At 75.2% G+C, this 22,401-nt stretch carries 9 protein-coding genes; 8 read left to right on the forward strand and 1 reads right to left on the reverse strand.

All coding sequences use genetic code 11. The features are described from left to right. Nucleotides 1-166 precede the first annotated feature (166 nt). From ABT053_RS32520 to ABT053_RS32530, 3 genes are all read left to right on the forward strand, one after another. Complete coding sequence (locus ABT053_RS32520) at nt 167-1,027, forward strand: DUF4132 domain-containing protein (protein WP_350974262.1); 861 nt, start codon at nt 167-169, stop codon at nt 1,025-1,027. After that, nucleotides 1,024-6,126 (forward strand): DNA-binding protein, encoded by a 5,103-nt coding sequence (locus tag ABT053_RS32525; RefSeq protein WP_350974264.1) that lies wholly within the window; start codon nt 1,024-1,026, stop codon nt 6,124-6,126. Before ABT053_RS32520 ends, ABT053_RS32525 begins: the two co-directional genes overlap by 4 nt. A gap of 399 nt (nt 6,127-6,525) precedes the next feature. Next, entirely contained in the window at nt 6,526-7,731 is a 1,206-nt protein-coding gene (locus ABT053_RS32530) for an ATP-binding protein (protein ID WP_350974266.1), read from the forward strand. On the opposite strand, the gene ABT053_RS32535 is transcribed toward ABT053_RS32530, so the two are convergent. Beyond that, complete coding sequence (locus tag ABT053_RS32535; protein WP_350974268.1) at nt 7,644-8,279, reverse strand: hypothetical protein; 636 nt, start codon at nt 8,277-8,279, stop codon at nt 7,644-7,646. The genes ABT053_RS32530 and ABT053_RS32535 overlap by 88 nt on opposite strands. On the opposite strand from ABT053_RS32535, the gene ABT053_RS32540 reads away from it, so the two are divergent. The 5 genes from ABT053_RS32540 to ABT053_RS32560 all read left to right on the forward strand — a co-directional run bounded on the left by ABT053_RS32540 (nt 8,271) and on the right by ABT053_RS32560 (nt 22,259). Next, nucleotides 8,271-12,128, forward strand: a complete 3,858-nt coding sequence (locus tag ABT053_RS32540; protein WP_350974269.1) for a DUF5682 family protein — start codon at nt 8,271-8,273, stop codon at nt 12,126-12,128. The two genes, ABT053_RS32535 and ABT053_RS32540, sit on opposite strands and share 9 nt — an antisense overlap. A 59-nt stretch (nt 12,129-12,187) precedes the next feature. After that, nucleotides 12,188-14,656, forward strand: coding sequence for a hypothetical protein (locus ABT053_RS32545; RefSeq protein ID WP_350974271.1), 2,469 nt, complete (start codon nt 12,188-12,190; stop codon nt 14,654-14,656). Nucleotides 14,657-15,273: 617 nt separating this feature from the next. Continuing rightward, nucleotides 15,274-16,788 (forward strand): FAD-dependent monooxygenase, encoded by a 1,515-nt coding sequence (locus ABT053_RS32550; protein WP_350974273.1) that lies wholly within the window; start codon nt 15,274-15,276, stop codon nt 16,786-16,788. Between the two features lie 124 nt (nt 16,789-16,912). Continuing rightward, on the forward strand, nt 16,913-18,310 hold the full coding sequence (locus ABT053_RS32555) for a helix-turn-helix domain-containing protein (protein WP_350974274.1): 1,398 nt from the start codon (nt 16,913-16,915) through the stop codon (nt 18,308-18,310). 544 nt (nt 18,311-18,854) lie between these two features. Continuing rightward, on the forward strand, nt 18,855-22,259 hold the full coding sequence (locus ABT053_RS32560) for a hypothetical protein (protein ID WP_350974276.1): 3,405 nt from the start codon (nt 18,855-18,857) through the stop codon (nt 22,257-22,259). The last annotated feature ends 142 nt before the right edge of the window (nt 22,260-22,401 follow it).

A 22,401-nucleotide genomic window follows, 5' to 3' on the forward strand; every position in this document is an offset into this window, starting at 1 on the left:
CGCGATCCGACCGCTCTGCGAAGGTTCCGGCGCCGTTGCGGGGGACCCGCGCGACGCCGAGTACAGGTTTGTCGGTCAGGGGCGTTAGCGTTCCGCGCATCACGGTCGCGGGTGACGAAATCCCCGCGGGCGTCGGCGATCCTTCCATGGTGAAAGGCGGGACCCTTTGGGCTGGCTGGCGGCGGGCGACGGTTACGAGGTCGCCCTGGTGGAGGGCCGGGTGGCGGCGAGAGCCACCACGGGCCGGGCGGCGGGACGACGGCTGAAGTCGCTGCCCAAACAGGTGCGCGAGCACCCCGAGGTCGAGCGGCTGCGCCGTCTGGCCGAGTGGCTCGACCGGCACGAGGCGGCCTGCGTGGCACGGGTGGACGCCTGGATGGTGTCGTCCCTGCCCGTTCCCACCGGGCTGGTGGCCCGGGTGTGGCCGGACGAGGCGTGGCGGTCGGTGCTGCGCGACCTCGTGGTGGTCGGCGACGACGAGGCGGGCTTCCTGCGGGACGTCACCGCGTCGGGCGAGCTGCGGACGGTGAACCTGGATGGCGAGACCGTCCGGATGTCCCCGGAGACCGTGACCCTGCCCCACCCGGTGCTGCTCCCCGACCTGGAGGACCTGCGGGAGTTCGCGGCGGAGCTGGGGGTGACCCAGCGCGTCGAGCAGATCCACCGGGCGACCTGGGAGAAGCCCGCCGAGCACGCGGAGAAGGCGACCGAGGTGACGGAGTTCGCCGGGGGGAGGTTCGCCTCCCGGTTCGGTCTCGCCGCCCGCGCGACCTCGCTCGGCTACCGCGTGTCGGGCGGCTACGCCACCTGCGCGGTGCGCGACGCCGGGCGGAGCGCCGAGGCGTCGGTGTGGATCGGAGAACCCTACTGGGACGGTGACACCGAGACCGGCAACCTGACCTGGAACACCCCTGACGGCAGGCGGCTTCCCCTGCGGGAGGTCGGCCCGGTGGCCTGGTCCGAGGGAATGCGCATGGCCGCGGCGCTGTACGCCGGCCGCGACGTCGAGGAAGGAACGAACGCGTGAGCGGCGCCACGTCGTCAGCGAACACCCCCGCGGCCCGGACCGCGGCGCCCGGGTCCCGTGAGGCCGCGAGCCTCGCGGAGCTGAGGGATGCCGAGGGCATCGCCGAGTCGAGAGAAGCCGCGGGCATCGCCGAGCCGGGGGAGGCAGCGGGCATCGCCGAGGCGAAGGAGCTGCTGGAGGCCGGGGCGGTCCTTCCGCCGGGCACGGACGGCGGCGAGCGGGCGGTTCCGCTGACCGCGCGCGCCTACCGGCACCCCGGCCTGGAGGACCGGGTGGTGGTCCGCCTGGTCGCCGAGGAGCTGGGCGCGGCGGAGGACGCCGCGGCGGCCTTCCTCGGGCTGGAGCCGGACGGCGAACCGGCCGTCGTCGGGGTGGACCTGCGGCGCTCGCTCGGATTCCCCGAGTGGGTGCTCGTGCACCACCCCGGCGACGGTCACCACGCGCTCGCCCTGGTTCCGGAGCTGGACCGCGCGGGCCGGCAGGCGAAGTCCAAGCCGAAGGCCGCCCTCGACGCCTACCAGCGGCTCGCCACCCAGCTGGCCGGGTCCGTCCCGCACTTCCTGCCGACGTTCCTCGAACAGGCGGGCCGGGTGTTCCTCTCGGTGGAGAACGCCACCTACGCGGCGCAGATGTTCGTCCAGGCGCGCAGGGCCGAGACCGAGCACGGCCTGCCCGTCGACGAGGACCGGCTCGACGCGGTGTTCCTGGAGTTCGCGCTCGCCGGGGCCCTGCCGGTGAAGGCGCTGTCCGTGTACGCCAAGGAGCTGGCGGGCCGGGTGCCCGCCGACGAGGCCCTGCGCAGGATCCACCGGCTGTGCGTGCGCCGTACGGCGGGCGGGCTGTCGCCGTCCGCGCAGATGGCCGTCGAGCTGCGCCGCCTGGCCAGGGCCGCCGGGCGGGACGCGGACATCGAGGAGCAGTCGTACCTCGTGGACCTGCTCGCCCTGCCCGCCACCTCCGGGGCGGCGCCGGGCTGGTGGAAGGCGCACCGCCCGGCCCTGGTGAACCTCGCCCGGCGGGAGCCCGCCTTCCGCGGGACGCTGCTGAACACGATGCCGGCCAACCGCGACGACGACATGCCCGCCCTCTGGCTGGCGGTGCTGGAGGAGTCGGGCGCCACCGCGGGCCTGGGAGAGGCCGAGGTGCCCGAGCGCGAACGTCCCGCCGACGGCACGGCGGGCTGGCTGGAGCGCTTCCTGGCCATCTGGAACCCCGGCTGGCGGGGAACGGCGCTGCCCGGCCTGTACGCCCTGGTCGAGCGGGTGGCGGGACGGCTGCGCGCCGAGCTCGCCGCGACGGGCCGGACCGTGCCGTTCAAGCCCGACCCCGACCTGGTCGACCTCCTGCTGTCGCTGGAGATACCGGTCGCCGACCCGGACGACGACGCGCGCCTGCTGCTGGAGCCATGGGCGCGCGAAGAGGACGGGCGCGACCTGCTCGCGCTGGCCGCCGCCCCCCGGTTCCGGCGCGCGTTCCACCGCGCCGCCGAGGCGTTCGGCGACGACACCGACGGGCACCGGGCCGTACGCCGCCTGGCGGCCTCGCCCGGCGGCCGGACGATGCTGGCGGAGTGGGTGGCCACGGTCGCCCGGCGCTCGGCCGCCACCGGCCTGCCGCAGCTGCCCGAGGCCCTCGGCCGGCTGACCTGGCTGCCCGGCGAGGCGCTGGTCCTCGCCGAGGAGGAGGTCACCGAGGCGGTGCGGGCCGACCTCGCCGCCGAGCTCGCCAGGACGCTGCGCGGCGGGCTCCTCGACGAGCTGGGCTGGCTGGTCTGGGAGGAGGCGGTCGCCGCTCTCGTCGCCCCGAAGGACCTGGACGAGATCGAGACCGCCGACGCCTGGCCGAACCTGATCGTCTCCGGCCCCTCCCAGGCCAGGGTCATCGGCCGGGACGAGACCGTGCTCGTCCACGACCTGCGCCCCGCGCCGGACGACGCCTGGGGCGACCCCGGCTTCCATCACGTCGACGGCGAGCTGCTCGTCTACTGGGGCACCCATGGTGACGGGCTGCGCGGATACTGGCACTCCTCCGCCGGGACGACCCTCTCGATGGAGGGGGAGATCAGCTGGTGGAGGCTGGGCTCCGACACGATCACCCTGCCGCTGCCCGGCGGGGGGCGGGCCACCGGCATGGGTGTGCTGCACCCGGGCGACACCGCGGTGCCCCTCAGGGGCACCCTGATGAGTGACGGGACCTCTTTCTGGGTCTGGGACGGCGACGTCAAGGCCTGGCGCGAGCACGACCCGGTCACCATGACGGACGGCAGGCTGAGCGTGCCCGGATTCCTCGCCGACGCGCTGCGCTCGGCACCGCCGGGCAGCACCTTCCGCGACGGCTGGTTGCTGCCCGCCCCCTCCGAGGAGGCCACCCCGGCCGGTGTCCCGGTGGGGGGCCTGCTCGGCTGGCGGGTGGTCGAGCTGCCCGACGGATCGCTGCGCGGCGAGGACCTCGCCGGGCGCGCCGTCACCCTGCGCGGCGGCGAGGACGGGCACGGCAGGCCGTCGCGCGCGGTGACCTTCCCCGGCGACGACCGGCCGCGTGCCGTCGTGACGGGCTACCGCGAGGTCAAGCTCGTCGACCCGGAGGGCGTCGTCGTCGCGAAGGCCTCGCCGCAGGGCGAGCCGGGGGCCTTCGCGGAGGGCAGTGTCCTGCTGCCGCCGCTTCGCTACTGGCACCACATGCGGCCCCGCGACCCGGAGGGCTCGTCGGTGCTGCGCGGGATCGACGGGGAGACGGCTGCGGCCCTGCTGAAGGCCGCCGCGTCCGTCGAGTCCGCCTCCACCGAATCCGCTCATCCCGGGCAGTCCGGACAGTACGGTCAGTCGGGGCAACTCGGCCGGCCGGGACAGCCGGGACAGCCGGGGCAGCCCCCGAGGTCGGCGCGGGAGGAGCTGCGCGACCTGGTCCGCTCCCTGCTGCCGGGGGTCACCCACGACGCGCTGATCGCCGGGATCGCCGGGGTGGTGGCGTTCGCCGCCGCCCAGCGGGCCACCCTGGACGCGGCGGCGGCCAGGCTCGCCGCCGCCCTCGCGGGCGAGCGGGAGGGAGAGCCGGAGGGCCCCTCCGACCGGCTGCTCACCGAGGCGCTGAACGGCCTCGGTGCCGTGCCCCCCTACTGGGGATGGAGGGATGCCTCCCACGGCATCTTCCAGCAGCTGCGGACGATCGGCGACGAGAGGCGGACGCCCTCCGGCCGGACCGCCCACGTCCACCTGGACGGGCCGGAGCTCGCGCACCTCTCCCTGGAGTGGGGGCCGCTGGCCGACCGGTCGGCCGCGCTGGCCTACCGGACGGCGTCGGCGTTCGATCCCGGGCAGGCGGGCGCGCTGCGCGAGCTGCTCTCCGAGTTCGAGGCGCTCGGGCTGGCCTCCGCGACGGAATCGTCCTCGTGGCGCCGTTTCCTCCTGCGCCTCGACGGCGCCTGGGTCGACAACGCCCGCAACGGCCGTTCCGATGGCGGGCGCAACGTGCTCCCGCTGGAGGACGGCGCTTTCATCGCGTTCCTGACCTCCGTCTCCGACGGCGACGGCTACCTCTTCACCGCCCTTTTCCACGACCCGGCGGGCCGCTTCGCCGTACCCCAGCCGTACACCGTGCGCTCCTCGGGGCCGATCGGGGAGGCCAGGCGGGCCGGGTGGCTCGGGGAGTTCCTCGCCGAGCTCGCCGGACGCGGCCCCGCGCCCTGGCGGCCGGAGAGCGCCGGGGAGTTCGCGCGCCTCACCGGGGTGACCGAGACGACGGCCCGGCTGGTCGTCGCCGGGCTGCCGTACGTGGACTCCTACGAGCGCGGCTTCCTGCCCGCGGAGCTGCGGGCGGCCCTCGGGGTGAAGGCGGCCGACGCCGCCGTGGCCAAGAACGAGCTGCGCCAGATCGACGCCGACGTACGGCGGGAGGTCGTCGGCGCGCTGCTGCCCGAGCGTCCGGCCGAGCTGTGGACCGAGGGCCCGGACGTCGCCGCCGCCGCGCGCGTGTGGAACGCCAGGGTGGGGCGGCGGGCCGCCGTCCCCGAGTGGCTCGTCGGGGAGGCGACCCGCGCGGTGCGCGCCGGGTGGGAGCCGAGCCGGGCGCTGCCCGCCCTGCTCGACCCGGCCTCGGCGCCGGAGTTCAGCACGGACCTGCACTGGCGGGTGAAGGGCGACCGGGTCTACCCGGACGACGACGGCGGCACCGGGTTCACCCAGTCCACGCTGGTCTCCACGATCGCGCTGAGCGCGTGGCTGGCCCACCGGCTGCCCTCCGGCGATCCCGTACGGGTCGCGCTGCCCGCGGTGCTGGCCGCGGTCAGGGAGCGGCTGGCCAACCCCGACCTGCTGCTCGACCTGGGCGACTACGTCGACCTTCCCGGATTCCGCAAGGTCGCCGGGGCTCCCACCGAGGTCGCCGAGGACTGGGAGCGCCACGGCGCCGTGATCATGGCCACCTATGACGACCGGCCCGCGCCCGGCCTGCGCGTCGCCCTGCTCGACGCGTCGGGCGACGACCCCTACCTGCCCGCCCTGCGCGCCCTGGCCGGTCACCCCGAGCGGCCCTTCGCCGCCGAGCTGGCGCTGCGCACCGCCCGCGATCCGCGGTTCGAGGCGCTGCTGGCCGACCCCGGAGACCCGGTGGCGGGGGAGCGGGCGGCCGACGGCACCTGGTGGCCGCAGGACCCCTCCCGTTCCGTGCCCGCGCTGCTGTCCCAGGTCGCGGGGGAGTACGGGCTGGGAACGGACGCCGCGGCGCTCTACCTCGCGCTGCTCGCGATGCCGGACCCCACCGACAAGAACGTCACCCGGTGGACCGGCTGGAAGCCCGCCCGGTTCAAGGCGGCCCGCGCCGAGCTGGCCGCCACCGACCTGGTGGTCGAGGCGAGCCGCGCCCGCGCGGGCCGCTCGCTCTTCCTGCCGGGGGCCTGGGCCGAGCTCAGGGCGCCGAACGTCCCGCTCGAACGGTGGAAGCTTCCCCTGTTCGACCTGGTCGCGGAGGAGAGCGCGGTGCTGGGGGTGATCGTTCCCGCCGAGCCCGTCGCCGACCTCTACACCCGGGCGTGGCGACGGGTCCGCGACGGCGACGTCCCGCGCTTCGAGGAGCTCCGCGTGCGGCGCGGCAGGCGCCGCTGACGCGGGACCTCTCTCACGGATCGCTCTCACGGATCGCTCTCGCCGGAGAGCATCCGTCCTCACCAGGCCTGATCCGGCCGGGGCGCGGGCTCGTCGCCCGAGTCCCGGCCGGACCGGGCAGCCCTCGGACCGGGTTCCGCCCGGACCCGGCGGTTCCCGGACCGGGTTCCACCAGGACCCGGCGGTTCCAGATCGAATCCCGGCCGGACTCGGCGGTTCCCCGACCGGGTTTCGCCCGGACCCGGCGGTTCCCAGACCGCATCCCGGCCGGACCGGGCGGTTTCCAGACCAGGTTCCGCCCGGACCCGGCAGTTCTCAGACCAGGTCCCGGCCGGACTCGGTGGTTCCAGACCGCATCCCGGCCGGACCCGGCAGTTTCCAGACCAGAAGGATCCCCCGATGACCATGACCGAACAGGCGGCCCCCGTGGCCCTTCCCGACCGGCGTACGCTTCCGGCCGAGGAACAGCACGCCACCGAACTCGCCTTCCTCGCCGCCCACGACGACGGCCCCCGCCCGCCCGGCTGGGCGCTGACCCCCCGCGCGGTCGTCACCTTTGTCTGCGGCAGCGGGGGCGAGACCCTCGAACTTCCCGGATCCCGGCGGGCGAAGAGCGGCGACGGTGACGGCGGCGAGGGCGGCGCCACGCTACCCGCCAGGCTCGCCATCGCCCCCAAGTTCGTCGGCGAGCGCTCCCTGGTGGAACGCTGCGTGGTCACCCTCGCCGGTGAGCGCGGCCTGCTGCTGGTCGGCGAGCCCGGCACCGCCAAGTCGATGCTCTCCGAACTCCTCGCCGCCGCCGTCTGCGGCACGAGCGCCCTCACCGTGCAGGGCACCGCCGGTACCACCGAGGACGCCTTCCGGTACGGCTGGAACTACGCCCTGCTCCTCGCCCAGGGGCCGAGCCGCCAGGCGCTGGTCGACTCCCCGGTGCTGGCCGCGATGCGGGCCGGGCAGGTCGTCCGGATCGAGGAGATCACCCGCTGCCTGCCCGAGGTGCAGGACGCCCTGGTGTCCATCCTGTCCGACCGGCGCCTCAGCGTGCCCGAACTCGCGGGCACGCCCGACGCCCTGACGGCGGCCACCCCCGGTTTCACCGTGATCGCCACGGCCAACCTGCGTGACCGGGGTGTCTCGGAGATGTCGGCGGCCCTCAAGCGCCGGTTCAACTTCGAGACCGTCGAGCCCATCGCCGATCCCGTCGCGGAGGCCGCCCTGGTGCGCGGCCAGGCCACCGCCGTGGTGCGGCGGGCCGGTGCCGCCTTCGGCGTCGACGACGCCGTGCTGGACGCGCTGGTCACCGTCTTCCGCGACCTGCGCTCCGGCCGTTCGGCCGAGGGCTGGGACGTGGAGCGCCCGGGAACCGTGATGTCCACGGCCGAGGCGGTGCAGGTGGCGGCCTCCCTCGGGGTGGCGGCGGCCTACCTGCCCGGCGGGGACGTCCTCGACCTGGTGCCCGGTCACCTGCTCGGCGTGGTCCGCAAGGACGACCCGGCCGACCACGCGCGGCTGCTCGGCTACTGGGACGGCCCGGTGCGACGCCGCGCCGAGGACGGCTCCGCGATGTGGCGTCGCCTCTGGGACCTGCGGGAGAGCCTGCGGTGACGAACGACCGACAGGCGAGCACTCCCGCCACGGTGAACGCCGGTGCTCAAGACGGTGATGCCCAGGTGGTGGCCGGGCACGGTGCCGGGGCTCTCGGTGGAGACGTTCGAGGCGGTGACGTCCGGGTGGTGGCCGGGCATGGCCCCGATGTGCCCGGTGGGGACGTTCGAGGCGACGACGTTGAGGTGATGGCCGGGCATGGTGCCGGGGTTCTCGGCGGGGACGTTCGAGGCGGTGACGTCCGGGTGGTGGCCGGGCATGGCCCCGATGTGCCCGGTGGGAACGTTCGAGGCGACGACGTTGAGGTGATGGCCGGGCATGGTGCCGGGGTCCTCGGTGGTGATGTTCGGGTGGTGGTCGGGAATGGCTCTGAGATTTCCCGTGGGGTTGTTCGGGATGGTGACGTCCGGGTGACGGCCGATCGTGGTGCTGGTCTTCCTGGCGGGGATGCTCGCGGTGGGGCCGTCGGCGTCGATCCGCGGAGGGCGGTGGAGGTGCTCGCGGGGACGGAAGGTGACGGGCGGCCCTACCTGCTCGGCGTGCGCCACCACAGTCCCGCGCTGGCGGCGGCCGTCCCGGCCCTGCTCGACGCCGCCGGGGCCGAGGTGGTCTGCGTCGAGCTGCCCGCCGACTTCCAGCCGTGGCTGGTCCACCTAGCGGATCCGGCCACCCTCGCCCCGGTCGCCCTCGCCGGTACGGGTGGCGACGGGCGGCTCGGCTTCTACCCCTTCGCCGATTTCTCGCCCGAGCTGGCCGCCGTCCGCTGGGCGCGCGAACGCGGGGCCGAGGTCCTCTGCTGCGACCTCCCGCTCTCCGACCCCGCCTGGTCGGCGAACGACCCGGCCGGTTCCGACACGGCGACACCGGCCGGGACCGACACGGCGACACCGGCCGGGACCGATGCGGTGACACCGGCCGGGTCCGATGCGGCGCCACCGGCCGGGTCCGATGCGGTGACACCGGCCGGGTCCGACACGGCGCCACCGGCCGGGTCCGGCGTAGTGACAGCGCCTTCCAGGGCCTTCGCCAACGGCCTCGCCGCCTCCGTCACCGGCAGGGAGGGGGACGACATGTGGGACCGCGCCGTCGAGGTCCTCGCTCCCGGCTGCCCGCCCGAGGCGGTCCGCCGCGCCGCGCTGGGCGTGGGCTGGGCGCTGCGACAGGACGCGGAGACCTCGGGCGGGGTGCCGCCCGGCGACCTGGCCCGCGAGGCGTACATGCGTGAGGTTCTCGCCAAGGCGGCCGTCGGCGGCCGTCGGGTCGCCGCGGTGATCGGCGCCTTCCACGCCCCCGCCCTGGTCACCCATGACCCGGTCAGCCCAGGCCCGGTCACCTCAGGTCCGGTCGCCCCAGGTCCGGTCGTTCCAGGCCCGATCACCTCAGGCCCGGTTACCTCAGACCCGGTCACTTCAGGTCCGGGCGTCCCTGGCGCGGGTGCCGCGGTTCCATCGCCCGCCACGTCGCTCGTCCCGTACGCCTTCGACCTGCTCGACTCCAGGTCCGGCTACCCGGCGGGCATCCGGGATCCGCGCTGGCAGCAGGCGGTCCTCACCGCGGGCGGCGATCCCGGGAGGATCAGGGACGCCGCCGCCCGTACGATCACCGAGATCTGCCGTGAGCTGCGCGCCGCCGGGCACACCGCGGGCACCGGCGAGGCCGTGGAGACGCTGCGGCTCGCCTGTGACCTGGCCCGGTTGCGCGGGCTGCCCGCGCCGGGGCGCGGCGAGCTGCTGGAGGCGGTGACGACCGTGCTCGGCCAGGGCGAACCCCTGGGGCGCGGCCGGGCGCTCGCCCGCGCCCTCGAGACGGTCCTCGTCGGCACCGAACGCGGCAGGACCGCGCCGGGCACCCCCCGTTCCGGGCTGGGCCCGGCGGTCGAGGCCGAACTGGCGGAGCTGCGGCTGCCCCACCCCGGCGACCCCGGTTCCCGGGAGGTCCGCCTCGACCCGCTCCGCTCGGACCTGGACCGCCGCCGCGAGATCCTGCTGCAACGCCTGCTGGTCTGCGGGACCGGCTACGGACGACCGGCCGAGGTGACGGGCACCGGTGACGGGAGCGCCCTCACCACCAAGTGGCAGCTCTCGTGGACGCCCTCGGCCGCCGCGCTGCTGGACCTGGCGGGCGTACGGGGTGTCACCGCGGCCCTGGCCGCCGAGGGGACGCTGCGCGAGACCTTCCGCAGGGAGTCCGCCGAGGGCGGCCCCACCTGCGAGCTGATCCTCGCCGGACTGCGCGCCGCGGCCGCCTGCGACCTGCGGGACCTGGTCGCCGACCGGCTCGAGGACGCCGCCTCCGTGCTTCCCGCCACCGCTGGACTACCCGACCTGCTCCAGGCCCTCGACCTGCTGGAGGCGCTGCGCCACGAGCACCTCCCCGGCACCACGCCGGGGAGCCGGGACCGGGCGGCGGAGCTGGCGGGCACCCTGCTGGAGGTGGCCGTACGGTCGCTGCCCGGCCTGGCGGGCAGCGACCGGCCCGAGGACGCCGCCGCCCTGATCGCGCTCGTCACCCGCTCCGCCGAGCACCGGCTCGGCCTGGGCCTCGACGACGCGCTGGACACCCTGGCGCGCACCGGTTCCCCGCTCGTCCAGGGGACCGCGCTCGCGGCACGCGTCCTGCTCGACCTGGACGCGCCGGACACCCTCGGAGCCCGGGCCGCCGGATGGATCGACACCGCCACCGGACCGGCGGGACGCCACCGGCTGTCCCGCCTGCTCACCGGCCTGCTGGTCGCCGCGGGCCCGCTCCTGCAGTCGGCCGCCGGGGCCCTCGACCCGCTGCTTGACCGCGTCGAAGGCCTTAGCGACCAGGGGTTCCTCGACCGGCTGCCCGCGCTGCGCGGCGGCTTCGACACGCTCGCCCCGGCGGCGCGCGACCGGCTGCTGCGGGCCGTGACCGACCGTCTCGGTGACCGGCTCGACCTGGCGTTGAGCGCCCCGCCCGAACTCATGGCACTCTGGGCCGCCGCGGACGCCGCCGGGCGGGCCGCCCTGACCGCCCTGCGGCTTCCCGTGCCCGGCCTCTCCCTCCCGCGGGCCCGGTACGGGACATCCGAACCGCCCGCGACCCCCGCCCAGGACCGGCCGGCCACGGCCGCAGGGGAGCCGGATCCCTCCGCCGCGCCTTCCGAAAAGGATCTTTCCGAGGAGGCGGGCGCCGCGCCGAGAGGGGCTGCGGAGGGAGGGGAGACACCAGAAGAGGCCGTATTGGGAGGCGGCGTACAGGCAGGAGAGCCCGTACCGGGTGAGGAGAGGGAGGCCGTCCCGCGGCGGCTCGCCCCGGCCGACCGGTGGCGCCTGCTCCTCGGAAGGGAGACCGGGCGGCTGCCCGCCGGAGCCAGGCGCTACGCGCACGCCCTGGACGAGTTGTACGGGGCGGGCCGGGGAGAGGGAGCGGGCGACTTCGGGTACGGACCGGGCGACGGTGGCGACGGCGGCGGGCAGGGCGCCTCCTTCCCCTCCGCCCGCGAGTGGGCCGAGGAGCTCGACGCCCTGTTCGGAGCGGAGGTGCGGGAGGAGGTGCTGGCCGACGCGGCCGGTGCCGGGCGGACCGACGTGCTGGCCGAACTCGACCCCGACTCGGTACGCCCGTCGATCGAACTGCTGACCTCCGTCCTGTCCCTGGCGGGCGGGCTGCCCGAGCAGCGGCTCTCCCGGCTGAGGCCGCTCGTCCGCCGCCTGGTCGCCGAGCTGGCCAGGGAACTCGCCACCCGGCTGCGCCCCGCGCTGACCGGCCTGGCGACGCCGCGTCCCACCCGGCGCCCCGGAGGACGGCTCAACCTGCCCGCCACCCTCAGGGCCAACCTGGCGCACACGCGCCGGACGGGCGACGGCAGGCTCCTCGTCGTGCCGGAACGGCCGGTCTTCACCACCCGGGTACGCAACGAGGCCGACTGGCGGCTGGTCTTCGTGGTCGACGTGTCGGGCTCGATGGAGGCCTCGGTGATCTGGTCCGCGCTCACCGCGGCCGTCCTGGGAGGCGTTCCCACGCTCTCCACCCACTTCCTGGCCTTCTCCACCAGCGTGATCGACCTGACGGACCGGGTCGCCGACCCGTTGTCCCTGCTGCTCGACGTGCGGGTCGGCGGCGGCACGCACATCGCCGCCGGGCTCGCCCACGCGCGCTCCCTGGTCACCGTGCCGAGCCGCACGCTCGTCGTGGTGGTCAGCGACTTCGAGGAGGGGTACCCGCTCGGGGGGCTTCTCGGCGAGGTCCGCTCCCTCGTCTCCTCCGGCGTCCACCTGCTGGGCTGCGCCGCCCTGGACGACAGCGGAGCCCCGCGCTACTCGGTGCCCGTCGCCCAGCAGCTCGTCGCGGCGGGCATGCCCGTCGCCGCACTCAGCCCGCTCGCCCTCGCCCGCTGGGTGGGCGACCGTCTCCGAGGAGAAACCCGTTGAACCCCCCAGCCTCCGCCGTCTCCCCGGGAACCCCGGAAGTCCCGGAAGTCCCGGAAGCCTTGGAAGCCCCGCCGGTTCCGGCGGGGCAGCTGCCGCCGGTGGAGCCGCACGTGGTCGCCTCGGCCGTGGAGGAGCTCACGCCCCGGCTGCGCAAGAAACTCGACGCGGCGATCGAGCGGTGCGCGGGGCTTCCGGCCGTCGCCGACGGTCGGAGCGTGTCCATCAGCTGGGGGGAGGACGCGGTGGTCACCCTCACCCCGGGGCCACCGGGGCCGCCCGGTGTGATCGCCGACCCCGGCGCGGCCCGGTGCAGTTGCCTGCTCGCGCCCCGCTGCCTGCACCGCGCGGCCGTCCTCAGCGCCTGCCCGGTCGCGGACCCTGCCCTGTCGGCGCCTCCGGACCCGCCCGCGGACCTGCCCGCGAACCCGGATCCGGGCGCCGGTTCGGGTACGGGGACGAGCACCGGCGCGGGTTCGGGTTCGGGTACGGAGACGGGGCCCGGCTCGCGTACGAGCTCGGACACGAGCGTGAACCCGGTCGCCGACCCCGCCCGGGTCCCCGGCGGGACGGCGTCCCCGATCACCGATCCCGTCCAGGTCCCCGGCGGGAAAGCGGCCCCGGGGGCGGGCTCGCCCTCCGCCCCCGCCCCCACCCCCGGTCCCGACGCCGGGCAGATCGCCGCCGCGTCCGGGTTGTGGAACGCCGCCGCCGGGGTTCTCGCGGGCGGGGTGCCCGGCGCCGGAGCGGTTCCCCAGGCCGAACTGCTCCGCGCGGCCCACACGGCCCGGGTGGCGGGCCTGCACCGGGCCGAGGCCGCCGCCCTGCGCGCCGTCCGCGAGCTGCGGGCCGCCCGCGCCCGCCATGACGGCCACCGCCTCGCCGACCTGGTCTCCGCGCTCCGGGAACTCCTGCTGACCGCGGGCAGGCTCGCGGCGGCCGACCCCGACCCCGCCCTGGTAGGAATCGCGCGCCGCGCTTACCGGCGGGGCGAGGGACTGAAGGTGTACGGGGTCTGCAGGGAGCCGGTGATCAGCGCCACCGGCTACGGCGGTGTGGTCACCCACCTCGTCGCCGAGGACGGCCGCTGGTTCTCCGTCGCCGACGTCAGGCCCGGGGGATCGGCCCGCGCCCGAGGTGCCGCCACCGCCACCGTCGCCATCGGCGCGGCGGCTCTCGACCACGCCCAGCTCGCCCGCCGGGGACTGCAGATCTCGGGTGCGACGATCTCCCCGGACGGACGCCTGGGCGCGGGCCGAGGGGTGCGGGCCAACCCCGTCGCGGGCCTGCCCTGGACGGAGGGCCCGCTGGCGGCCCTGTTCGCCCGGCCGCTCGCGACGGTGGCCGACGCGGTGTTCTCCGGGACCTCGTGGAGCGATCCGCAGGACGGCGGGGGAGCGGAACAGCCGGTCGGATGCGACCTGGAGATCGTCGGCGCCGAGGGGGACCGGCTGCTCGCCAGAGAGCTACCGCCCTCCACGGAACGGGATCGTGCCGGATCGGATCACACTGGATTGGACCGCACGGGATCGGACCACGCAGGATCAGAGCGAACAGGATCGGGTCACGCCGGACCGGACCACGCCGGATCTGGCTACGCCGGACCGGATCACGCCGGATCGGACCGCACAGGATCGGGCCGCGCTGGATCCGATCCGCTTCCCGTATCACCTGCGCCACCTGCGCCACCTGCGCCACCGGTGTCACCCGCCCCACCCGGGTGTTCCGATGCCGCGCCCCTTCCCGAACCGGCCTCCTCCGAGCCGGCCTCCTCCGAGCCGGCCTCCTCCGAGCCGGCCTCCTCCGAGCCGGCCTCCTCCGAGCCGGCCTCCTCCGAACCGGCTCCCTCAGAACCGGCGGCGGGATGGACGCGGGGGCCGTTGATCCGGCTTGTGGCGGCCGACTCCCATCCCGAGCTGGCGCACGTCGCCAACCTGCGGCAGCTCGCGTCCAGGCCGGGGCTGCGGGTGCGGGTGATCGGCCGGTTGGACCCCGACAGGGCCGCCACCCTGCGCCCGCTCGCGGTCGGGCCGGTTCCGGGCGCCGGGCCCACGCTGCGCCTGCCCGCCGAGTGGCTGGACCGCGCCGACCTCGGGTACGACCGCCTCCAGGGCTCCCACCTTCCGCCCCGCGACGCCTTCCCGCCCCGGAGGGGGGTGGCCGGGGCCGACCCTGACCCCGTGGCGGACTCACCTTTGTGGCGGGCGGGCCGCCTCGTCGAGCTGGCCGTCTCCGGCGGGCGGCGGGCGGTCGCCGAGTCCGCCCGCGACGGCGACTCTCTCGCCCAGCTGGCCCCGCTCCGCCGCGCGGGCTTCGGGACCTCCGCAGACCTCGTCGCCGCGCTCACCGAGGAGGCGGACCGCCGCACCCGCGACGTGTTCGGCCGCCTGGCCGACTCCGGCGGCGACCGGTACGCCTGGGCGTGGCTCGCCGCGGCGGTCCACCTCGCGGCCACCGAACGGGCCCTCGTCCAGGCGTCCTGGCACGACGGCCACATCCACCGCGATCCCGGTGACCCGGACGACGGCTAGTACGCCGCCTACCAGCGCAAGACCACCCGTGACATCCCGGTGGTGATTCTGACCCGTTCCTGAGGTCCTGACCCGGCGCGCGCCCAACCGGGCGATCCTGAAGCGCCGGTCGGCGCTGTCCGTGCCGGAGACGGTCGAGCGGGTCGCCGGGCTCCGGGCGCGGAGACCGCACATCTGGTACGTCGGCCTGTGGTCCGGGATCCGGACTTCGACCCCGAAAGGGACCGGTCATCGCCTCCTGGTGAGCGGATCCTCTCCGGTCCTGTCGCGGCGACGGGAGACGTACGCGACGGGACCTCTCCGGCCGGCCCGTGGGACCCGTGAGACCTGCGGGGCGGTCCGGTACGGGCCGTGCGGCGATCACGCCGTGGGCGGGGCGGGCGCCGACACGCCGGAAAAAGCCTGGTCGTAGCATGAGATGGCCGCCGGTGGTCGTCGTACGACCTCGGCCGGACGGGGCGGCGGCGAGGGGCGGACGGTGCCGGAGCGGCGATCCGCCGGTCCGAGGGGCCGAGGGGCCGGATCTCAGCGTGCGGGGAAGGCAGGGGTGCGGGGAGGGCAGGGACAGATCGGCGCTGGTTTTCATCCCGGTGGTCACGTCAGGGGAACCGCCTCGCGTGGGATTGGAGACGCTGATGGTGCCGTTCGACACGGATGTGCTGGTTGTTGGTGCCGGTCCGGCGGGTCTGCTGATCGCGGGCGACCTCGCCGCGAGAGGCGTCGCCTGCACGGTCGTGGAACGGGAGCCCCGGTGTTCGAGGCCCACCCGGGCCTTCCCCCTGCACGCCCGCACACTTGAGCAGCTCGACGCCCGGGACGTCGCCGACGAGCTGATCGACACCGGCACGACCGTCGAGACGGTACGGATGTTCAACGGCCTGGATCTTGACCTGTCCCACCTGCCGTCGCGGTTCCCGTTCCTGCTGTGCACCCCGCGCCACAACGCCGAGCGGGTGCTGGAGGAGCGTGCCACCCGGCTCGGAGCGGAGATCGTGCGCGGCGCCGAGGCGGTCGGGCTGAGCCAGGACGCGGCCGGGGTGGACGTCGACGTGCGTGCCGACGGCATGATGCGGACCTGGCGCGCGCGGTTCGTCGTGGGGGCCGACGACCTGCGCAGCGTCGTGCGGGACGCGCTGGGCGTCCCGTTCCCGGGGCGCTCCGCCGTGCAGTCGGTCATGCAGGCCGAAGTTCTCCTGGGGGAGAGGCCGGAACGGGAGCTGCTCCTCCTCGCCAACGAGGAGGGCTTCTCCTTCGTCTCCTCCTACGGCGACGGCTGGTACCAGATCGTCGCCTGGGACCGGCGGCGGCAGTTTCCCGACAGCGCCCGGCTCAGCCTCCGCGAGGTCAGCGACGCCACCCGGCGCGTCATGGGCAGTGACTTCGGCATGCACGACGCCCGCCGGCTGTCGAGGGCCCACAGCGACGAGCGGCAGGTGCTCCGCTATCGCGTCGACCGGGTGTTCCTGGCCGCCGACACCGCGTACGCGCACTCGCTGGCGTGCGGGCAGGGGGTGAACACCGGCCTGCAGGACGCGGCGAACCTCGGCTGGAAGCTCGTCGCCGGGGTCCAGGGCTGGGCACCGGACGGCCTGCTCGACACCTACCACACCGAGCGGCATCCGGTCGGCAGGAGAGCCCTGCGGGGCCACGGCGCCCTGCTCGCCGTCGCGATGGGCTCGACCCGGCGGTCGCGGGCCGCCCGCTCCATGATCCCGTTCGCCGCGAACCGGATCCGTCCCCTCGGCCGCTGGCTGGCCGAGACCGTGTCGGGCCTGGGCATCTCCTATCCCGCCCTCCCGGGGGCGCACCGGCTGGCGGGCCAGCGGGTGCCGGACATCCACCTGGCGGGGGAGCCGATCCGGCTATACGAGGCGCTGCGAGCCGGGCGTTTCGTGATCCTCGCCCCCGAGGGCGGTCCGGCGGACGCGGCGGGCTCGCCGTACGGGGAGCGGGTGATCCACGCCGTTCCCGCGTGCGCCGATCTCCCCGTCCTGCTGGTCCGCCCGGACGGGTACATCGCCTGCGCCATCGACGAGAGGAACCCCGTCGCCCTCGACGTCGCCCTGCGCGCGGCCCTGGCCGCGTGGTGCGCCGCCCGCCCTGCCGTGGCGTCCACCACGAAACTCGGGTGAATCGGTCTGCCGCTACCGCCCCGTTGGCCACGAAGGGCAGTACGATCTACTGTAATTGGCAGTAAACCGTGCGTAAGGAGTGGGACGTGGATCTCATCGTGCCGCCGACGGAACGGCTCTGGTGATGGCCGGTCAAGCAACCATCGGTGACCGCATCCGTGGATTGCGGTTGAGCAGGCACATGTCCCAGGCGCAGTTGGCCGGGCCAGACCTGTCTGACAGTTATGTTTCGCTCATCGAGTCCGGGAAGCGGACTCCCACCCCGGTCGTCACGCGCCTGCTCGCCGACCGGCTCGGCTGCGGCATGGAGTTCCTGCTCCACGGGATCGAGCCGCACCAGCGCGTCGACACCGCGCTCGCCCTGCGGCAGGCCGAGCTCGAGCTGTGCCACGGGGATCCGGCCGTCGCGGCCGGGCTCTTCGCGGACACGGCCAGGGCCGCGGGGAGCGACAACGCCGCCCTCGCCGCGCAGGCGCGCTTCGGCCAGGCCCGCGCGCTGGAGGCCCAGGGGCACACGGCGCTCGCGGTCGAGCTCTACGAGCTGCTCCGCCACGAGACCGCGGCGCACCCCGAGCGCCTCGCCGACCTGCCGCTCGTCGTGGCGCTCTGCCGCTGCTACCACCGCGCGGGCGACACGCGGCGCGCCCGGGATCTCGGGAGGGAGGCCCTGGCCCAGGCCGACCGGCTCGGGCTCGACCGGGGCGACCTCGCCCTCGACCTCGCCGCCGTGCTCGCCGAGATGGAGGTCGACCTCGCGTACGTCGAGCGGGTGCTGAGCGCCTCCCACCCGCCCGACGCCGTCGACCGCGAGGCGGAGGTCCTCGGCCTGTGGCGGGCCAGCACGGCCGCGACGGAGGAGGACTCCGCGCTCGCCGCGCGGCTCGCGGCGGACGCCGTCGCCGCAGGCCGGCCCGCCCGGATGGCCGTCCGCTACGTCCGGAGCGCGCTGAGCTGGGCGTGGAGCGCCACCGTGCGCCCCGGGGACGCCGGCCTCGACCGGGCGGACGAGTTCGCCGCCTCCGCGACCGAGATCCTCTCGCGCCTGTCGCCCGGGACGATCGAGCACGCCCGGGGCCTGGTCGTGCTCTCCCGGGTGCGGCTGCGTTCCGGCGACGCGGACGCCGCCGCCGGGCTGGCCGAGCAGGCCCTCGGCCTGCTCACCGGAGTCCGGGGGACGGTGCCGGCGATGGCCCACGTCGTTCTGGCCGAACTCGCTCTGGCACGCTCCAAAGACGGCGGTCCCGCGCTGGAGCGGGCACAGGAGCTGCTCGCCGACCCGGTCGCCTCGGTGGCCTCCTTCGTCGACCGGGAGTCGGCCAGGCTCTGGCGCGAGATCGGCGACCTGTGGGGCCGGGGCGGGATGCCGGACAGGCAGGCGAACGCCTACCGCAGCGCGCTCGAAACCATCGGGGTCAGCTCGCGTACGGAGACCCCGCCCGGCTTGACGTGGCGCGAGGTGGTCCCGGCGGCTCCGGAGGTCGCCGCGCACCCCGGCGTCTCGCACGAGTCGAAGGCCGGGTGACGTCCCCTCCCTGATCCCCTCGTCCCCCGCTTCCCGCTGATTCCCCGCTCCCGGGCACGACGGATCGGCCCCTGTGCCTTCACCGGCCAGGGGCCGTTCCCGTTCCACGGGGCCACCCGCGGGGCCGCCGTCGTGAAAGGCCACCGTCGTGAAGGGCCGCCGTCGTGAAGGGCCGGTGCGTTCCGGTCGGCGGGTGTGAATTTGGGCTGGAACGCGACAGGTAACGTCGTGCAGGTAAATGCGACCGCCCCGCGGGCCGCGTCCGACTTCCGGGTCGGCCGCGACGGATGAATCGACGTAGACCTGTGGCGGGGAATGACAAACAAGGTCCGCGAAATTCGTTGAGGTTGATTTTCCGCCCAGCTCAGAGGGGTCGGAAAAGGCCGATGTGAAAGGTGGCTTGGACCCCGCTCCGGGGATAGGCGAATGAGTCTCGCCGGTAATTGCGGAGAAAATCTCGCCGTGTTACAGCCCCGAACTTCGGGCTTTCCGAAATGTCGCGCATATCGTTATTGTGTGGCAGCCGGGCTGAGAGAGGGACGTTATGGCTGATGTGCTCGTGGTTCCGGTGCGTCTGGCGGCGCTCTATCTGGAGGACGAGGCCGGGGTCGTCGAGCCGGTGGACTTCACCAGGCTGCCGTACGTCGATCCCATCACGAAACGGGACGTCCGGCCAGGCACCCCGTACGTCAGCGAGGAGATCCTCCCCGACCCCTTCGAGGACCGGGACTTCACCCTCGGGCCGGGGGTGCACCTGCACTGGTCCCTCCCGGACGCGCTGACCAGGCTCGTCCAGCGGAACCGGGAGACGCTGGTGCCCGCCGTGCCGAACCGATGGCTGGTGACGCGCCGCCGGGACGGGCGATTGGAACGTTCCTGGGTGGTCGAGAGCGACTACCTGGCCGCGCCGGGCGAGGCGGACGCGGCCGGGATCGCGTTCCCGACGACCGAGGGCGTCCCGTTCCGCAGGCTCGGCCGGGCCGTGCCGCTGGAGACGTGGCGGCCGGGCCTGCCGGGGGACCGGCTGCCGAAGGTGACGGCGACCGGGCACGGCGACCCCGCCTTCGCGGCCTTCTACCCGGGCTGCCACAGCGTGTTCGGCTTCCACGACACCGACTTCGCCGCCTCCCGCCCGCCCAGCGGCACCCAGTACGAGGTCGCGGGCTGGTTCTCGGCCGAGGCGCAGGACACCCTCGCCGGCCTCGACACCGGCACCGGGTGGCGGGCCGCGCTGGCCGACGGGTTCGGCTGGGGCGTCCCGGACGGCAGCGCCCGCCCGGCGTCCACGGTCTGCTACGCGTCGCTCCTGTTCAGGCCGGACGGCCGGGCCGTCGACCCGCTGCTGTACGCGCAGGACGGCGGCGTGTTCGTCGGCACGAGCGCGACCGAGGCACTCGCCGCCCACCTCGGCACGGTGCTCGACGGGGTCGCCCCCGACGAGGCCGAGGACCTGCTCGAAGCCCTCGCCCACGCCGACGAGCTGGAGGCCAAGCCGCTCGACGTCGGCGCCAAGCTGGCCGAGGAGCGGCACGCCGACGGCTTCCGGCCGCTGCCCTCCGGAAAGCTCTGGACGATCCGCCGCGAGGACGCCCCCGGCGCCGACGCCGCCACCCGCCAGCGGCGCGAGACGCTGGCCCTGCCCCGCGAGACCGGCGACCTGCTCAACCGGCTCAACACGGCGCAGGAGGACCTCGACCGCGCCGAGGAGACGCTGGTCGGCCTGCGCGAGCAGCTGTTCGCCGACTGGTACCGGTACATGATCTGCGCCTACCCCGGCGCGGGCCTGCGCGAGAGCTACCCCGACCCCGACGAGGTGCGCTCCTACCTCGAATGGCACATCGACCACCTGGACGAGCGGACGAACCTCCTGAGCGGCACCGTGAACGCCGTCACCGAGGCCCGTACCGCCCTCGACACCGCCCTGGCGGCCTACAACACCCGGACCGCGGGACCGTCCGGCGCGACGTTCGTCCTCGACACCGTCCCGGCGCCGAATTTCTACCTGCCCGCCGAGCCGGTCGTGCTGCTCACCGGCCAGGTGGCCACCCCCTCCGACCGGCACGGCCAGGACGGCGCGGACACCCCCGGCGGCCTGCTGCCCTGCCGGGTGCTCGCCGTCGCCGACCCGCGCGACCCCGCGACGCTCCAGCGGGAGCTGCCCGCGCTCGGCCTGAGGCCGGACGTCTGGGCGCACAACCCGTGGCACCCGGTGCTCCTGCACTGGGAGGCCGAGTTCCTCGCCGTCGGCGGCGGCGACAACCTCGGCCCGGACGACCCCGTCTACGAGCCCACGTTCGTCACCGACGCCTACGAGCTCGCCCCCGGCGAGGCGGACCTGCGGACCAGGCCCGGGTACGAGGCCCCGACCAGGGCCGCGAGCGTCTACTCGGGCACCGCGGTCCTGTCGCGGAGCGCCAGGCCGGTGATGTCGGCGCGCGTCCTGCGCTACCTCGCGGGCAACGTCGTCGCCGCCTACAACGCGGCGAACGGGACGACGGTCGACCCCGCCGCCTTCCAGAAGGCCCCGGAAACGGTCATCGCCTGGTACGCCGCGAACGGCACGGACGCCCGCCTCAAGACGATCATCTCGATGTACCGGCACCTGGCCGCGAACGAGGACAGCAACCTCGCCCAGGTGCTCGGCGGCTTCAACGACGCCCTGCTCATGCGGCGGCTCACCCGCCAGCTCCCGATCGACGACCCGCTCGGCTTCCCCGATTACCGGAGGTTCGCGGCGGAGGTCGCGCGGGCCGTCGGCGAGGACACCCGGCACGCGCCGGAGCCCTTGTCGGCGTTCAACCCGATCCGCGCCGGGGTGATGCGCCTGAACCGGCTGCGGATCGTCGACAACTTCGGGCTGGCCTGCGACGTCGACACCGGCGGCGCGGCCACCACGACGCGGATGCGCGTCCCCGGCCGCCCCGGCTGGGCCGCGATGCCGCCGAGGCTGGTCCAGCCGTCCCGGCTGTCGTTCCGCTGGCTGGACTCCGACCACGAGCTGCGCGAGATGAACGACGTGCCGGTGACCTCCCCGGTGTGCGGGTGGCTCGTCCCCGACGACCTGAACGACGGCCTCGCCTTCTACGCCGACGACGGCACCCCGCTCGGCCTGGTCGTCGCGAGCCCGGAGCCGTCCGACGCGGGGCTGGCCCGCTGGCTGCCCTCTCCCGGCAGCGCGGTCACCAGTGTCGCGCGGATCGGCAACGCGCACCTGCGGGCGGTGGCCACCCGGATCCAGGCGCTCGGCCCGGACGCGTTCGCGGCGTTCCTGGCGGCCCTCGACACGCTGACGGCGGGCGTCGAACCCGAGGACCACGGCCTGGACGTGCTCACCGCCCGGCCGCTCGCCGTGCTGCGCGCCGAACTCGACCTCCAGGTCATGGGCCCGCCCGCCGTCCACCAGGACTGGAACGTCTTCCGGCAGGACATGCGGCGCAGCACCCGCGACTCCAACGGCTACCCGGACGTCGCGCTGCCCGTGCGGGTCGGCGCGGCCGACCGGCTGAACGACGGGCTCGTCGGGTACTGGCGCGAGGAGCCCGGCACGCCGTACGGCCTCGGCGACTTCCTGCCCGTCACGACGGCGCCGCCGCTCACCGTCGGGATCGGCCTGCCGCCGCGCACGCTCACCCTGCTGGCCGACCCCCGGGCCCCGATCCACGTGACGTCCGGCTTCCTGCCGGGCAAGACGGCCACCCTGCCCGCCGAGCAGTACCGCGCCGCGATGGACGCGTTGCGCGTACCGGAGTTCACCGCGCCCGTGCTCCTGGACGGCGACAGCCTCGCGCTGCCCGTGCCGGACGTCCCCGGGCACCGGTGGAGCTGGCGCGAGCGCACCCCGTCGACCTGGGTCGACCGGCCGCTCGACCCGGTCCACGACGACGCGGGCGCCCCCGCCCTGCCCACGGCCAGGGAGGGCTGGCTCACGCTCGTCCCGGACCCCGAATAGCTCACCGGCGCGGCCCGCCCGGAGGACCCGGCCCGTCCGGACCCCGGCAGCTCATCCAGGACACCGAGTCCAAGGACGACGAATCCAGGACACCAAGTCCAAGGACGCCAAGTCCAAGGCCACCGAGTCCCAGGACAGCAAG

The sequence above is a fragment of the Streptosporangium sp. NPDC002524 genome (assembly GCF_040295985.1).
Lineage (GTDB): Bacteria > Actinomycetota > Actinomycetes > Streptosporangiales > Streptosporangiaceae > Streptosporangium.

What these genes read in the sequence shown, in the direction of transcription:
- ABT053_RS32530 (WP_350974266.1), top strand. Translation starts at nt 6,526, where the DNA reads ATGACCATGACCGAACAGGCGGCCCCCGTGGCCCTTCCCGACCGGCGT.
- ABT053_RS32560 (WP_350974276.1), top strand. Translation starts at nt 18,855, where the DNA reads ATGGCTGATGTGCTCGTGGTTCCGGTGCGTCTGGCGGCGCTCTATCTG.
- ABT053_RS32555 (WP_350974274.1), top strand. Translation starts at nt 16,913, where the DNA reads ATGGCCGGTCAAGCAACCATCGGTGACCGCATCCGTGGATTGCGGTTG.